The 16,475-nt window shown below is 32.8% G+C and carries 14 protein-coding genes and 1 tRNA gene; all 15 read left to right on the top strand.

Annotated elements, in window-relative coordinates:
* Positions 1-119: 119 nt before the first annotated feature.
* The 15 genes from BMZ09_RS00655 (at position 120) to BMZ09_RS00585 (ending at position 16,474) form a co-directional block, all read left to right on the top strand.
* Complete coding sequence (locus tag BMZ09_RS00655; RefSeq protein WP_090836577.1) at positions 120-812, top strand: DUF6252 domain-containing protein; 693 nt, start codon at positions 120-122, stop codon at positions 810-812.
* 192 nt (positions 813-1,004) lie between these two features.
* Complete coding sequence (locus BMZ09_RS00650; RefSeq protein WP_090836575.1) at positions 1,005-1,454, top strand: ferritin-like domain-containing protein; 450 nt, start codon at positions 1,005-1,007, stop codon at positions 1,452-1,454.
* A 148-nt stretch (positions 1,455-1,602) separates the two neighbouring features.
* Positions 1,603-5,994, top strand: a complete 4,392-nt coding sequence (dnaE, locus tag BMZ09_RS00645; protein ID WP_090836573.1) for a DNA polymerase III subunit alpha — start codon at positions 1,603-1,605, stop codon at positions 5,992-5,994.
* Between the two features lie 157 nt (positions 5,995-6,151).
* Entirely contained in the window at positions 6,152-6,508 is a 357-nt protein-coding gene (trxA, locus tag BMZ09_RS00640; protein WP_262496850.1) for a thioredoxin, read from the top strand.
* Positions 6,509-6,713: 205 nt separating this feature from the next.
* The gene (locus tag BMZ09_RS00635) at positions 6,714-7,259 is read left to right on the top strand and encodes a ClpP family protease (RefSeq protein ID WP_090836568.1); all 546 of its coding nucleotides are present in this window, start codon (positions 6,714-6,716) and stop codon (positions 7,257-7,259) included.
* Complete coding sequence (locus BMZ09_RS00630; RefSeq protein WP_090836567.1) at positions 7,259-8,188, top strand: DUF58 domain-containing protein; 930 nt, start codon at positions 7,259-7,261, stop codon at positions 8,186-8,188. The genes BMZ09_RS00635 and BMZ09_RS00630 overlap by 1 nt, the downstream gene beginning before the upstream one ends.
* Before the next feature lie 76 nt (positions 8,189-8,264).
* A tRNA-Asp gene (locus BMZ09_RS00625) sits at positions 8,265-8,338 on the top strand.
* A 419-nt stretch (positions 8,339-8,757) separates the two neighbouring features.
* Positions 8,758-8,937 (top strand): hypothetical protein, encoded by a 180-nt coding sequence (locus tag BMZ09_RS00620; protein WP_090836565.1) that lies wholly within the window; start codon positions 8,758-8,760, stop codon positions 8,935-8,937.
* A gap of 108 nt (positions 8,938-9,045) precedes the next feature.
* A complete protein-coding gene (locus BMZ09_RS00615; protein ID WP_090836563.1) occupies positions 9,046-11,067 on the top strand; it encodes a sensor histidine kinase in 2,022 nt (673 codons plus the stop codon).
* 11 nt (positions 11,068-11,078) lie between these two features.
* A complete protein-coding gene (locus BMZ09_RS00610) occupies positions 11,079-11,756 on the top strand; it encodes a response regulator (RefSeq protein WP_090836562.1) in 678 nt (225 codons plus the stop codon).
* A gap of 462 nt (positions 11,757-12,218) precedes the next feature.
* A complete protein-coding gene (locus BMZ09_RS00605; RefSeq protein ID WP_090836560.1) occupies positions 12,219-12,578 on the top strand; it encodes a BlaI/MecI/CopY family transcriptional regulator in 360 nt (119 codons plus the stop codon).
* A 2-nt stretch (positions 12,579-12,580) separates the two neighbouring features.
* The gene (locus tag BMZ09_RS00600; RefSeq protein ID WP_090836559.1) at positions 12,581-13,957 is read left to right on the top strand and encodes a M56 family metallopeptidase; all 1,377 of its coding nucleotides are present in this window, start codon (positions 12,581-12,583) and stop codon (positions 13,955-13,957) included.
* A complete protein-coding gene (locus tag BMZ09_RS00595) occupies positions 13,958-15,100 on the top strand; it encodes a tetratricopeptide repeat protein (protein WP_090836557.1) in 1,143 nt (380 codons plus the stop codon).
* Positions 15,101-15,237: 137 nt separating this feature from the next.
* The gene (locus BMZ09_RS00590) at positions 15,238-15,939 is read left to right on the top strand and encodes a PDZ domain-containing protein (RefSeq protein WP_090836555.1); all 702 of its coding nucleotides are present in this window, start codon (positions 15,238-15,240) and stop codon (positions 15,937-15,939) included.
* Positions 15,940-15,994: 55 nt separating this feature from the next.
* Positions 15,995-16,474 carry an energy transducer TonB gene (locus tag BMZ09_RS00585; protein WP_090836554.1) on the top strand — a complete coding sequence of 160 codons (480 nt, stop codon included), beginning with the start codon at positions 15,995-15,997 and terminating at the stop codon, positions 16,472-16,474.
* Position 16,475: the final 1 nt, after the last annotated feature.

Here is a 16,475-nt window from a genome sequence, read left to right as displayed (position 1 = left end):
CTCTATTATTAATAAGTCTGCAAAGATAGTATAATTTTTTAATTTTCAAGTTTTTAAAGGAAATCTACGTTATAAAATAAATTATTATATTTTTGATGTTGTAAATAACTAACTAACGAATGAAAAAAATAATATACCTACTGGTTCTTGTATTAGGTTTGACGTCTTGTACTGATGATTTGGTGTTTAACTCGCCTGCTTTTTTAGGCTATAATAATGGCGAATTATGGGAAGCCAATACCTTTAGGGCTAATGTGGACACATTTGGAGATTTAGTAATTACCGGAATTAGAAACGAAAGTATTATTAATCTGAAAATTGATAATACCGTTGAAGGGACGTATCAACTTGGTAATACGGTGTCTTCTGCAGTATATCAAGATGATTTTGGTGTGGTGTATACAACTAATAATATTCCAAATCCAGAGGTGCAGATTTATCCATCAGAGGGTACTATTGTATTAACAGAGTTTAATTTAATTGAAAGAACAGTTTCTGGAACATTCACTTTTAATGGGTTTGATAGTACAGGATTTGCGTCAGAAAATTTTAATAGAGGGTATTTTTATAATGTACCAATTTTAAATATTGCAGTAGTTGATAATACTGGTGCGGATGTAGCTTGTGCTAATGCAACAGCAGTAGCGTTAACAACTGAGACTAATTTAAATAATGTAGATCCAGCTGGGGTACAGTATACAGAATTCTGTAACGCATACAAAACAGCACTTCAAGTTAAAAAAACAGCTTGTGGAGATGACGATGGTGCAATACAAGCATTAATTAACGGATTAGGAGATTGTAGTAATTAAGTACCACTAAAATAGATAAAAAAAAGCCAACACATTTGTGTTGGTTTTTTTTTGTTAAATACTCTTAAGGCTATCATAAACCCTGTTAAAACCCTTGGCAGCAGCTGTTGTTTGTTGTATCTTGAATGAGAAGATGAGAAACAATACACATCTATAAAGAAGGTTATTGGAATTTAAAATGATAGAGATAAAATGAATTACAGAGAAAAAATTTCAAAAAAATTAAACGAATTATTAGTTAAAAATTATGATGCTGAAAAAGGGTATCTTAATGCAATTGAAAATGTAGAAAGCAGCGAGTTAAAATTATTTTTTAAAAGACGTGCGTCAGAACGTAGCCAGTTTGCTAAAGAATTAAGAACAGAAATCTTGCAGTACGGGCAAATCCCGGAAGACTCAGGGAGTTTTAAAGGTGCTATGCACAGAAATTGGATGAGTTTAAAAGCTGTATTTTCTTCAAATAACGAAGAGGCTATTATAGAAGAAGCCATCAAAGGGGAAGAGGCTAGCTTAGAAGAATATGATACGTTATTGAAAGAAAATAATCTACCACCAACTATTGATAACTTAATTGCAAAACACAGACATGCTATTCAAGCCGCCATCAATACAGAAAAAGTACATGAAGAGTTAGTATCCTAAAACCGTGTTTTAGAGACTATAAAAAGCCAGTGTTAACGCGCTGGTTTTTTTTGTTTACAACTGTTTGTGATTTCACTTTAAATAAAAATTAATTCTACGTACTTTTATAGGCTCGTATTTTTGAGCAAAAACTTCTAAGAACTCGCACATGTATTTAATATTTGATACCGAAACCACCGGATTACCTAAACGTTGGGATGCACCAATTACTGATACAGATAATTGGCCTAGATGTATCCAAATTGCTTGGCAATTACATGACGAGATGGGTAATTGTGTGGAGCATGAGGACTATCTAGTGCAACCCGATGGATTTAATATTCCGTATGATGCGGAAAAGATTCATGGTATTTCTACAGAATTAGCACAACAACAAGGAATCCCTTTATCAGACGTATTAGAAAAGTTTAATATCGCATTGGGTAAAGCCAAATTTGTGGTCGGTCAGAATGTAAAGTTTGACTTGAATATTATGGGTGCCGAGTTTGTGCGTGGAAACGTAGAGAATCCACTACAAGAATTACCGGTTTTAGATACGTGTACAGAGCAAACAGCTGCCTTGTGCCAATTACCTGGTGGACGTTATGGGCGTTTTAAATTACCAACGTTGACTGAGTTACACCAGTTTTTATTTGATAAACCTTTTGGAGAAGCGCACAATGCTACTGCCGATGTAGAGGCAACAACACGTTGTTTTTTAGAATTAATACGTCTAAAAAAATATACTAAAGAACAGTTAGATGTTGCTCCAGAATATTTCGAACAATTTAATAAAGCAAACCCGCAAACCATACAGTTAATAGGGTTAAAGCATATTAACCTGAAAAGGGAAAGTGCTAAAATCCAAGAAAAATTACAAAAGCAGGATACTAAAGAGATTAGTACGGCGGAGATTAAAGAAAATATCAAGGATCTACAAGCTGTAGACTTTGTGCATTTACATAACCACTCTCAGTTTTCTGTATTACAGTCAACAATGAGTGTCGCTGATCTTATTTCAGTTGCTGCAGAGCATGGTATGCCGGCAGTAGCATTAACGGATCATGCCAACATGATGGGGGCATTTCACTTTGTAAATGCTGCTAATAAACATAATAAAGCCGCAAAAGCTAAAATAGAAGCAGCAGCAGCTAGCGGAACCACAACAACAGTTAAAGAAATAAAACCAATTATTGGTTGTGAGTTTTTTGTTTGTGAAGATCATACAGACAAAAGTAGAAAAGACAACGGGTATCAAATTGTCTTAATGGCAAAAAATAAAAACGGATACCACAACCTTGCAAAGTTATCATCTCATGCGTATGTTAATGGCTTTTATTACATACCAAGGATTGATAAAAAGTTAATTGAAGAGTATAAAGAAGACTTGATCTGTTTAACGGGTAACTTATATGGAGAGGTACCGAGTAAGATTTTAAATGTTGGAGAAAATCAAGCGGAAGAAGCCTTAATTTGGTGGAAAGAAACCTTTGGTGATGATTTGTATGTGGAGCTGATGCGTCACGGTCAAGAAGATGAAAACCGTGTTAATCCTGTTTTAATAAAATTAGCAAGACAACATAATGTTAAGTTAATAGCTTCTAACAATACCTATTACGCCAAGCAGAATGATGCTAATGCACATGATATTTTATTGTGTGTAAAAGATGGTGAAAAACAAGCCACACCAATTGGTCGTGGTAGAGGATACCGCTATGGATTGCCTAACCAAGAATACTACTTTAAGTCTGGAGATCAGATGAAGAGTTTGTTTAAGGATGTGCCGGAAGCCATTTCTAATATTCAAGAAGTGGTGGATAAAATTGAAGGGTATCAATTAGCTAGGGATGTATTATTGCCAGCGTTTGATATTCCGGAACAATTTGCTAGTGAGGAGGATAAAATTGATGGCGGAAAACGCGGGGAGAATGCGCTTTTAAGACACTTAACCTATGTTGGTGCTAGAAAGCGATATGGAGAAGAGTTGTCCGATGTGGTTATTGAAAGACTTGATTTTGAGCTAAGCGTTATTGAGAAAACAGGATATCCTGGGTATTTCTTGATTGTAGAGGATTTTATACGCGAAGCCAGAAAAATGGACGTTTCTGTAGGTCCAGGACGTGGGTCTGCAGCAGGATCTGTAGTTGCTTACTGTTTGTGGATTACCAATATTGATCCGTTATTGTATAACTTACTTTTTGAGCGTTTCCTGAATCCGGATCGTGTAAGTATGCCCGATATTGATATTGATTTTGATGACGAAGGACGATCTCGTGTTATGGATTACGTTATCGAAAAGTATGGAAGTAGTCAGGTAGCCCAGATTATTACCTACGGTACGATGGCTGCAAAGTCTTCGATTAGAGATACAGCACGTGTATTAGATTTACCTTTATTTGATGCAGATAGGATTGCAAAACTGATTCCTACAATGTCTAAACTGGGCAAAATTTTCGGTTTATCCGAAAAAGAGTTAGGACAAAAGTTTAGAGCTGAAGATTTAGAGAAAATTAACGAGCTTTTAAATATTTCGGAAGGAAATGATTTACCTGCCGAAACCGTAAATATTGCGCGATCTTTAGAAGGGTCTGTCCGTAACACAGGGATACATGCCTGTGGTGTAATTATTACGCCGGACGATATTACTAAGTTCGTGCCAGTGGCTTTGGCAAAAGATTCAGACTTATATGTCACACAGTTTGATAACTCTGTAGTAGAGGATGCTGGGCTGTTAAAGATGGATTTCTTGGGTCTTAAAACGTTAACGCTTATTAAAGACACCGTAAAATTAGTTAAAGCTAAACATGATATATTATTAGATCCAGATAGTTTTCCTCTGGATGATGAAAAGACTTACGAGCTGTTTCAACGCGGAGAAACGGTTGGTGTATTCCAATATGAATCTCCTGGAATGCAGAAGCATTTAAAAGATCTTAAACCTACCGTTTTTGACGATTTAATTGCCATGAATGCACTGTACAGACCCGGTCCAATGGAATACATACCAAGTTTTGTACGTAGAAAGCATGGTGATGAGGATATTGAGTATGATTTACCAGCAATGGAAGAGTACTTAAAAGAAACTTACGGAATTACAGTATACCAAGAGCAGGTAATGCTACTATCGCAGTCTTTAGCAGATTTTACAAAGGGTGAAGCCGATGTACTGCGTAAGGCCATGGGTAAGAAGCAAATTGCAGTTTTGGATAAAATGAAACCAAAATTTATTGAGCAAGCCAGTGCTAAGGGGCATGATGCTAAAAAGCTTGAGAAAATTTGGAAGGATTGGGAAGCCTTTGCTAGTTATGCCTTTAACAAATCGCACTCGACATGTTATGCATGGATTGCCTATCAAACGGCGTATCTAAAAGCGCATTATCCAGCCGAATATATGGCTGCGGTACTGTCCAATAATATGAATGACATCAAACAGGTGACGTTTTTTATGGACGAGTGTAAGCGTATGAAGCTACCAGTACTTGGTCCTGATGTTAATGAATCTTACTACAAGTTTTCTGTAAACAAGGACAATGCGGTACGTTTTGGTATGGGTGCCATAAAAGGGGTGGGACATGGTGCTGTAATGACCATTGTTAATAATAGGAAAAAAGATGGGCCTTTTGTGTCCATATTTGATTTAGCAAAACGTATTGATTTGCGTGCGGCTAATAAAAAAGCATTTGAAAACTTGGCACTAGCTGGAGGGTTTGATGAGCTAGGAGATACACATCGTGCGCAATACTTTTTTAAAGATGGTAGCGAATTAACTTTTTTAGAAAAGGCGATAAAATACGGGGCTAAGCATCAAGAAAATGAAAACTCTGCGCAAGTAAGCATGTTTGGTGCAGATAGTGATGTACAGATTGAAGAGCCAGTGATTCCTGAATGTGAAACGTGGGGAACCATGGAAAAACTATCTCGAGAACGTGAGGTGGTTGGGGTTTATATTTCAGGACACCCTTTAGATGACTTTAGAACAGAAATGAAATCGTTTTGTAATGGAACAATTTCAGATTTTAATGACTTAAGTGCACACGTTAATAAAGAAATTACTTTTGGAGGTGTTGTTACAGATGTACAACATCGTGTTAGTAAACAAGGTAAAGGTTGGGCAATGTTTACCATTGAAGATTATACCGATACGTTTGAGTTTAGAGTCTTTGGAGAAGAGTATCTAAAACACCGTCCGTTTTTATTGCAAAACACATTTGTACACGTTAAGGCTTTTGTTAGAGAAGGTTGGGTTAATCGTGATACTGGTAAAAAGAGTGATCCAAGATTACAGTTTAATAGCTTTCAGTTATTACATGATGTCATGGAGAAAAATGTTAGAAAAATATCTATACAGTTAAATATTAAGGAGCTTGAAGCTGAAAAAATCAAATATTTAAAAGAATTAATTTCGATGCATCCAGGTAATCATGCGCTTAACTTTTTAGTATATGATAATAGAGATAAAATTAAATTAACAATGATTAGTCGAAAGCAAAAAATACAAGTGACTAATGAGTTGCTGAATGAGTTGCAAGAGCAACAGATTCATTATTTGATTAATCAATAAAAGAGGTTGTTAGCATCTTCCTTTATTCTGTAAGATGTTGAAAATAGTAGGGCTCTGGCGTTCATTCCCTGTAAAAGGGATAAAGCAAACCAATGCTACAATAGGTAAAACAAATTGTTAGGTTGTAAGCTTTCGCATTATTTTTGACTAATATTGCATATTAACACGTAGTAAAACACAATTAAAACATAATATTATGGCATTAGAAATCACAGATGCAAACTTCGAAGAAACAGTATTAAAAAGCGATAAGCCAGTAGTAGTTGACTTTTGGGCAGCTTGGTGTGGACCTTGTCGTATGGTTGGACCAATCATTGATGAGTTAAGTACTGAATATGAAGGTAAAGCTGTTGTAGGTAAAGTAGATGTAGACGCAAATCAAGAATTTGCAGCAAAATATGGTGTACGTAACATCCCAACGGTATTAGTATTTCAAAATGGTGAAGTAGTAGGGCGTCAAGTAGGTGTAGCACCAAAAACAGCTTATTCTGAAGCATTAGACGCTTTATTATAGGTCAATTTTATTAAAGTATTGATAAAAGGTTTGCTGTAATGGCAAACCTTTTTTATTTTTAGATGAAACTAGAAATAATTATTTTAAAAGTACATTTACAAAATGGCTTTTATAATAATAAGAGTACCTTTAATATTGAGGTGGTTCTTTATTTTAGAAGTGATTTTGAAAATAGATAATGTTTAAACGAACAAAAAAATAGAAAATGAGTAAAACAATAAAAGTCCAAGATGCTATTGATGCAAAATTGTTAGAAGAACGTAAAGTTTTTCTTTGGGGAATGGTAGATGATAAATCGGCAAAGCATGTTATAGATCGCTTAATGTATTTAGACAGTTTAGAGACTAAGGATATTACATTGTATATTAACAGCCCAGGTGGTTATGTAACTTCTGGATTTGCAATGTATGACTGTATTAAAGGCCTAAAAAGTGATGTGTCTACAGTTTGTACTGGTTTAGCTGCGTCTATGGGGTCTATTTTGTTATCTGTTGGTGCTAAAGGGAAACGTTTTATCCAACCGCATGCAAGAGTAATGATACACCAACCAAGTGGAGGTGCACGTGGACAAGCTAGTGATATTGAGATTACAGCTCAAGAAATTGTAAAAACTAAAGAGTTAAGCGCGCATATTTTAGCAGATAATTGTGGTCAGACATACGAGAAAGTATTGAAAGATTTTAATCGCGACCATTGGATGGGCGCAGATGAGAGTGTTGCTTACGGTATTGTTGACGGTATAGCAGAATAATGAAATTACAAGACGAACTTAATAAAGCAGGCGGATTTAAAAACCTCGAACACTTAGCTAAGCAAGTGGTTGAGGGTTTTATATCCGGAATGCACAAAAGTCCGTTTCATGGCTTCTCTGCAGAGTTTGCAGAGCATAAAATCTATAATCAAGGCGAAAGTACACGTCATATAGATTGGAAGCTGTTTGCTAAAACAGATAAACTGTATACTAAGCGTTATGATGACGAGACTAATCTGCGTTGTCATATTATTTTAGATAACAGTAGTTCCATGCATTATCCAGAACAGGATAGTTTTTCCATTGATAATTTAAATAAGATTGCTTTTTCAGCTTTAGCGTCTGCATCCTTAATGCATATATTAAAAAAGCAGCGCGATGCAGTAGGATTAAGTATATATAGTGATAAGTATGATTTTTACGCTCCTGAAAAGGGGAGTGAACGTCACCACCAGATGTTGATCCATCAATTGGAGCAGGCGGTCAAATCAAAGCCTGTAAACAAGCAAACAGAAACTTATGCCTATTTGCATGAGATTGCAGAAAAAATTCACAGACGCTCTTTAATCTTTGTTTTTACCGATATGTTTCAAACAACCGCAGATGAGATTAAATTATTTGAAGCATTACGACATTTAAAACATAATAAACATGAGGTTGTTTTGTTTCATGTTTATGATAAAGCTAAAGAAATGAACTTTAATTTTAATAATAAGCCAAAAAGATTTATTGATATTGAAACTGGTGATTTTGTTAACTTATATGCGAATCAGGTCAAGGAAAATTATGAAAAATCGGTGCTTGATTATTTTGAAGAATTGAAAATGAAGTGTTTACAGTACAAGATTAAGTATGTTGCTGCGGATATAAACCAAGCGTTTGATGCTGTTTTAACCAGCTATATGGTGGAACGTGAAAAATTTATTTAAAAAAAAATAAAAAAAAGTGTAAAAAAGTTTGGTACATCCATAAAGAAGCCTATCTTTGCACTCGCAATAACGCAACGGTCTGGTAGTTCAGCTGGTTAGAATGTCGCCCTGTCACGGCGAAGGTCGCGGGTTCGAATCCCGTCCAGACCGCGAAAAATTGCTAAAAGCTCCGATTTATCGGAGCTTTTTTTGGCAATAAAATTTAGTTGTGTTGTTTTGATGGATGTAGTAGTCCATCAAACTGGTAGAAAGCTAGTTAATAGCTTGAACCGATGGAAAGCTTTCCTTTTTTCTTCTAGAAAATTGGGATGCTTTTTTATTTTATAACGTTTTGTCGGTGTTATTTGCTTTACATCGAGTTATTTAGTATATTTCTTTTTCTTAAGTCTATTTTCGTTCAGCTTTAAAATTTCCCTCTACTTTTATATTCATTCTAAAGCTAATTAATTAATTTATTGAACATGCCTTTTTGTAAGTGTGTGATTTATAGTAAGCTAATCTGTTTAGCTTAAATTTTGTTGTATTTACGTTTTTAATAAATCAATAGTTAACTATAAATAATCAATATTATGAAAACCCTAAAAATTACATTAGTAGCACTTTTTTCAATCGGATTATTAACAGGTGTAAGCGCATTAGACACTACAGAGCCAATTAAGGAAAACACTAATAAAGAAGTAAAAACGCCAGATCTTAAACTATTAGTATTAGTAGATAAAAGGAAAGTTAAAATACCTTCAAATGGTTAATAGGACAAGTCTAGTTAGTTTCAAATTTTAAATGAAAGCTTTTTGTTGTTACGCGTAGCCTAATAAATTAATTGTTTTAACTTTGAGAAGTTAACAATAAGGACTACTTTGTTTAGATTTATATTCATTTTACTACTCTCAACTTACTGTTTTGCTCAAAAGGCTCCAGCAGATTCAAATTTAGATTCTATTTTTAAGCTTAGAAGCTTATCTAAAGATCAAAGTTTAGATATGAGCTCTAGGATGGAGTATGCAAAGCAAGCGGTAGTATTGTCCAAGAGCAAAGCAGCGGATTCAACAATACTTTATAGTAATAAAAGCTTATCTAAACTCTATATTCTTCAACAAGATTTTAAGCCTCTTAAATCTATAAATATTGAAAATCTAGAGTTGGCCAAAAAAATTAATGATTCATTGGCTATTGCCGACGCGTATTATATTTTAGGTTACATTGATAATCTTGAAGCTAAATTAGATAGCGCGTACGAATATTTTTATAATAGTCATAAGATTTATCGTGATTTAAAAAATTATGAAAATGAATCAGAATTGTTATACAATATGGCTACTATTCAACATTCCGAAAGGGATTTTATTGGTGCAGAAATCAATGCTATTAAAGCCAAGTTGATAGTTGAAAAGCTACCAAAAAATGATGATAACTTGGATACGCTTTGGGCTATTCATGATTTAATTGCAACGATCTCTGCTCAATTAGAACTTTATGATAAAGCTTTAGAATATAATAAGCTAGCTATTAGTTATGCTAATCTAATTAATAACGAAAATCGGTATTATGATTTATTGTATTCAAATACTAATATAGCGTCTGTTTATAGACGAAAAGGATTATATCCAGAAGCTAAAGAAAAGTATCTTGAAATTCTTGAGGATGACGGATTGAAAGCGTACGACTTAGCACTATATGCTGCTATTAAGACTAATTTAGCGTATACAACATATTTAATCGATCCGATGGATACTACCATAAATCCATTATTTACAGAAGCCCTTAGTAATGTAAAAAAAGCGAATGATGATTTAACTACGATGTCTATAGGTGCTTATTATGCAGAGTATTTACATGCAGTGGGTAAACAGGATTCAGCTAAATACTACAATGATTTGTCATATAAAATGGCAAAAAAGATTAATGCTAATGAGTATATTCTCCAAACACTTATTACAAAAGCAAGTATAAATAAAGATTCCGCTAGACCTTATTTAATGGAGCACATAAAGCTTAGCGATAGTTTGGTCTTAGCTGAGCGTTCCATCCGTAATAAGTTTGCTAGGATAGAATTAGAAACTGCAGAAATCGTAGAAGAAAATCAGGAAATGTCAAGACAGCGGTTGTATTTAATCATTACCTCTATTGGTCTTTTGATGGTCTTATTGTTTCTGTATATATTAATAACACAAAGAGAAAAAAATAAAGAATTGCAATTAGAGCGTCAACAACAAGAAGCAAATCAAGAAATTTATGGTTTGATGTTATCACAGCAAGACAATATTGACGAGGCTAGAAAATTAGAAAAAAACAGAATATCCAAAGATATACATGACGGAATTTTAGGAAAGCTATTTGGTGTGCGATTAAGCTTAGACAGTCTTAATTTAAGTGTCAATACTGAGGCTATTCATAAAAGGAGTCATTACATAAACGAACTTAAAAATATAGAAGACGATATTAGAAAAGTATCACATGATTTAAATACTGATTTTATCAAAAAAGCGGGATTTTTAGATATTGTAAAAACCTTGGTTGAGACACAAATGGGAGCTTATAAAATTGCGTATTCATTTATTGGAGATGATAGTATTAATTGGGATGCTTTAGATAATACGGTAAAAATTCATCTGTATCGTATTTTACAAGAAACTATGCAGAATGCGTATAAACATGCCCAAGCAACTAAAGTTGTTATTTCATATAAAAAAGAAGACACTGATTTAGTGTTTAATATAACTGATGATGGTGAAGGGTTTGATATGTATAAGTCCAAAAAAGGGATAGGTCTTAAAAATATAGAGGATAGAGTGCAAGAAATAAAGGGGAAGCTTTTAATTACAAGTCAAAAGCAAAAAGGCACTGATATTACAATTATTGTCCCGATATTTACTAGTTAATCAACCAATTTATGAAGAGTAGTACTTTAAAAATATTAATGGTAGATGATCATCCAATGATTATTGAAGGTTACCAACATATTTTATTAGCAACAAAAAAAGAAGATCAAATATTAGATATTGATGTGGCAACGGATTGTGATTCTGCGATGTCCGCAATACTAAAGTCAAAAAATATGGGGCAACCCTATGATATGTATTTTTTTGATATTAGTATTCCAGAGTCAAGTGATGGTATATATAAGTCAGGAGAAGATTTAGCAAAGCATGTTAGATTAACACAGCCAGAGGCTAAAGTTGTAATTTTAACTATGTTTAATGAGGTGTATCGCATACATAGTATAATAAAGACCATAAACCCAGACGGATTTTTAATTAAAAGTGATTTAACGTCAAGTGAGCTAGCAAGTGCATTTGAAGTTATTCAGACTAACCCTCCGTTTTATACAGGAACTATAAATAATATTATTAAGCGTAGTATATTTAATCCTATAGAAGTGGATGAGATAAACCATAAAATGCTTCATTTTTTATCGTTAGGGGTAAGAACAAAAGATTTGGTAGCGCATTTGGGTATCACGCTAAGTGCTATTGAAAAGCGTAAAAAAAACCTAAAAGATTTATTTGTAATAGACGATGGTAAAGACGATTCTCTAATAAAAATAGCTAAAGAAAAGGGGTATATATAGCGTTAAATGTTAAAATTTAGTATTTTTTTGATTTTATAAAAGTCTGAAAAGACTTATAAAACATAAGACGTGCGGTTTTTACCACAGTAAGGCTGTGGTTTTTACCACAATAGCTAAATATAAGATTAAGTATATTTGATGTAACTTAATATAAGTTAATATTATTCCCATTTTCAAACTTCCGTTTGAATATAATAGCACTATTTACATTTACACAATGCAAAGCAACATCTCTCGATGTTGCTTTGTGTATTTTAGACCTTTTTGTCTTTCAACTTTCAATAGTATTTGTGTGATTTTTTTATTTTAATAATAAACAATACAAGTTTAAATTTCAATGTAAGTTTATGTTATTAAAGCTGTTAAAAACATTTTACATCTAATATTTATAACTAATTTATTAGTTTAAACTAAATATTTAGTTATATTTGTTTTATTCAACTAATAATTTAGTTACAAAAAATGAAAGCACTTACCAAAGCAGAAGAAGATATAATGCAAGTTTTATGGCAGTTAGAAAAAGCTAACGTCAAGCAAATAATAGAAGAGTTTCCTGAGCCAAAACCTGCTTATAATACAGTCTCTACTATTGTTAGAATTTTAGAGTCTAAGGGCTTTGTAGATTATGAAAAGCAAGGGAAAGGTCATATGTATTTTCCATTATTAAAAAAGCAAGATTACAGTAACCAGTCTATTAATAAGCTTGTGGATAATTATTTTCAGGGTTCGTTTAAAAGTATGGTGTCCTTTTTTGTTAAAAAAAATGACATTAGTTTAAATGAGTTGGAGTCTGTTTTGAATGAAATCAATAAAAAAGAATAGTTATGATGTACTACGTTTTTCAAACGATACTGTTTCAACTACTGTTTTTAGTGGCTTATGATCTGTTTTTAAAAAAGGATACGTTTTTTAATTATAACAGAGTTTATTTATTAGTCACGTCTGTATTGTCTTTAGTTATTCCTTTTGTGAAAATTGAGGGGTTTAATAAGATTATTCCAACCAGTTATATGGTTGCTTTACCAGAAGTTTTAATTGGTAATACTGGACAAGTAGCTTCAGAAGCAAGTCGTTTTAATGGGGATTGGTCAGTTTCAGTAGGTGCTATAGCTAATCTATATGTTTTGGTTTCGGTTGTAATGCTAGTCTTCTTTCTAATCAAGTTAATTAAAATAATAAGGATAATAGCAGTTAATCCCAAGGCTAAAGAAGATGGTCTTACCATTGTAACTTTAAAAGGCTCCGATTCTGCTTTTACTTTTTTTAATTACGTGTGTTTAGGAGATATGCTTTCAGCAGACCAAATACATCATGTTTTAGCACATGAGCGTAGTCATGCCAACGATAAACACACCTTGGATTTACTTTGGTTTGAAGCCTTAAAAATAGGTTTTTGGTGTAATCCATTAGTATATCTATATCAAAATAGAATAAGTAATCTACATGAATATATTGCCGATCACAATGCGGTAAAAGTTGGTAAAACAGAATATTACCAACAGTTATTACAGCAGGTTTTTAGTGTTAAAAACTGTGCTTTTATCAATCCATTTTTCAAACAATCATTAATCAAAAAACGAATCATTATGTTACAAAAATCAAAATCAAATCAGACGCAGTTAATTAAGTATTTATTAATAATCCCTATGGTTTTAGGGATGTTAGTGTATTCTTCTTGTTCCAATGAGGAGCCCGTATCAAAAGATTCAGATAGTAATCAAATAACACCAAAAGTAATAACCGTTGTAGAAGATGTTGCAGTAACGACTACTGGTGAAGATGTTGGAGTAATGACCATCGTAGAAGATGTGGATGCAGATGATGCTAGAAATTTGGAAATAGAGGTGCCTTTTTCAAAGTTAGATCAGTCTCCTTTGTTTGAGGCTTGCCAGTCAATAGTAGGTAAATCTGAACAGAAAAAATGCTTTTCAGACCAAGTGACACGACATATTGCAACTAATTTTAATACAAAATTAGGGAAAGATTTAAGCTTAGTAAAAGGCGTAAAACGTATTAATGTCATGTTTAGAATTGATAAGGATGGTTTGGTTTATGATGTTGAAGCGCGTGCCCCTCATCCTGATTTAGAAACAGAAGCTATACGTGTAATTAATAGTTTACCAAAAATTACTCCAGCTATGCACGAAGGTAAAACGGTAAACGTTACTTATGCTTTGCCAATTATTTTTAAAATTAATTAAATGAAGCGACTGCTTATTATTATAGGTTTACTGTTATTGTTTTTTAATGCTAAGGCTCAAACCAATGTTTTGGCTGTGGCAGATAGCTTGTATAATTATGGTAGTTATGCTAAGGCTATTAGTTATTATAACCAGCTTGAAGACGCGTTACCATATTCACAACAAATCGCAAAATCATATGTGTTTTTAGGAAATTATGATCAAGCAATAACATACTATAATAAAGCATTAAACAGCAATCGGAGCAATGCGCTATTAAAATTTGAACTGTGTAAATTACTAATACAAACCGGTAAGTTGCAAGAGGCTGAAGTGCTGCTATTAGAGTTGGCTATTACAGATGCTGATAATCCTAATTATCAATATTATTTAGGTGTAGTGTCTAACGCTTTAGGGCAGTACATAAGTGCTCAAGATTATTTTTTTAATGTTTTTGAGTTAGATGACTCAAACCAAAAAGCGATATATGAGTTAGCTAAATATAATTTAAAAAACAGGTCCTTTGATAAAGTTGAATATTATGTTAAAACAGGATTAAAAGCATATCCTAATAATAAAAAACTAATCGCACTTGTTGGGCAAAGTTACTATCTGCAAGAGGACTATCACAAAGCGATAGCACAGTTTTTAAAACTATTAGAATTAGGAGAAACTACAAAGTTTGTTAACGAAAAACTAGGGTATGCTTATGGTAAAGTTTATAATTATAGCAAGGCTATTACCTATTTAGAAAAGGCATTAGAAAAGGATCCTAAAGACGCTTATAATCACTATCAATTGGGATTAAACTATCAGCGCAATACTCAGTATTTGTTAGCTGAAAAGCATATATCACAATCTATTAAATTGCAAGAAGACCCTTTAGATGAGGTTTATATAAAACTGGGTGTTGTTTATAATTTACAAGAAAAACATGCCGATGCTATTCAGGCATTTACTAAAGCGTTAAAAGAAAATCCTGGGTCTGAAGCAGCTTATTTTTATAGGGTTTATACTAAGTTGGTGTTTTATAAAAATATGAACACGAAAATAGAGGAGGTAGAGTCGTTTAATAAACGATTTCCTGGTAGTAAATACATACCAATTTTAAACGTAAAGCTTGCTGAATTAAAAAGTCAAGACTTTCAAAATAAATCCGAATAATCAAACTTTGTTTTGTAAATCATGCTTTTGGTCTGAAAAACAACGAATTTTATCTATAAAGTAAAGTTTTTTTATTTGATTTATATAATTGTATGAAAAATACTATATCTTCATATTTCTTAAAAAAATAGTTTAGTATGAAAAGATTTTTACCTTTAGTTTTTGTGTTATTATGTTTTACAACTGTAGCAAATGCGCAAATAAATCAAGATTGCAAAAACACGTGTACAATTGATAAAATTGTTTACGAAACAGCTTTTTTAGGAGTGCAATTTGGAAGTCCTTGTGATAAAGAAAGTAAGACCGATAAAGGTGTTATTATTTTAAAAGTAATTGAAGGTACAGCAGCAGCTGACAATAAATTACAACCATATGATTTGGTTTTAGCTATGGATGGTGAAGCAGTTAACAGACGTGGTGATGCCATGAATGCTGTTAAAGCATACCAACCTTTTGATGCTGTAAGATTTACAATTTTAAGAAATGGTAGGACGTTAATTAAAACCATTACCTTAGGTGCTAAAACTAGCAAAGTGGTTCAGGAAATAGTATGTTGTGATGAGGCAGTATCATCATTATCTAAAGAAAACATAAGCTTATTTCCAAATCCAGCAGTAAGTAAATTAAACGTGTCTTTTAAAGAAGTAATTCAAGGTGAATATAGTTTTGCTGTTTACATGACAAACGGTGTACTTGTAAAAGAGTATAAAAAACGTTTTGTAAAAGGAGATTTAAACGAAGAAATAAACGTTGACAAACTTGAAGATGGTATCTACGTTTTAAAAATCTCAAAAGACGATACAACGTATTCTAATCTATTTGTAGTTAAGAGAAACTAGTAAGTAAGTTTTAGTCATCTAAAAAAGTTGTATTTTTCCGCTATATTAGTTAATTATGAAACAAATAGCTGTTTTTTTACTCTTTTTTGTAGTGGTGTCTTGCCAGTATTTTGACGTAAAAAAAACAACCTCTGATGCTATTTATCAAGAAGAGTTAAAGACCTTTAATTGGAACGAAGTAGATAATTATCCTAGTTTTTTGGCTTGCGAAAGTTTGCAGATAAAACAAGAAATTAAACATTGTTTTGAAACCACGTTAGCCAAGCATATTTCTGAAAGTCTTCAAAATGAAACCATTATTGTTAACCAAGATGTTAATGATACAATTATGCTGTCTTTTTTGATTTCTGAAAAAGGAGAGTTACAAATAAATTCTATCGAAATTGACAGTTTAACAACGCATGAAATCCCCAATTTAGAAGCTTCAATAACAGAAAGTTTAAACACCTTGCCTAAAATATTTCCAGCCGTAAAACGTGGTCAGCAAGTTAAAACACAGTTTAAGTTGCCTATAATTTTAAAGGTTGATGAGTAGG

Source organism: Olleya namhaensis (assembly GCF_900114005.1).
Taxonomy (GTDB): Bacteria; Bacteroidota; Bacteroidia; order Flavobacteriales; family Flavobacteriaceae; genus Olleya; species Olleya namhaensis.
The sequence above is the reverse complement of the archived record's forward strand: the minus strand, read 5'-3'. Positions and strand labels throughout refer to the sequence as shown.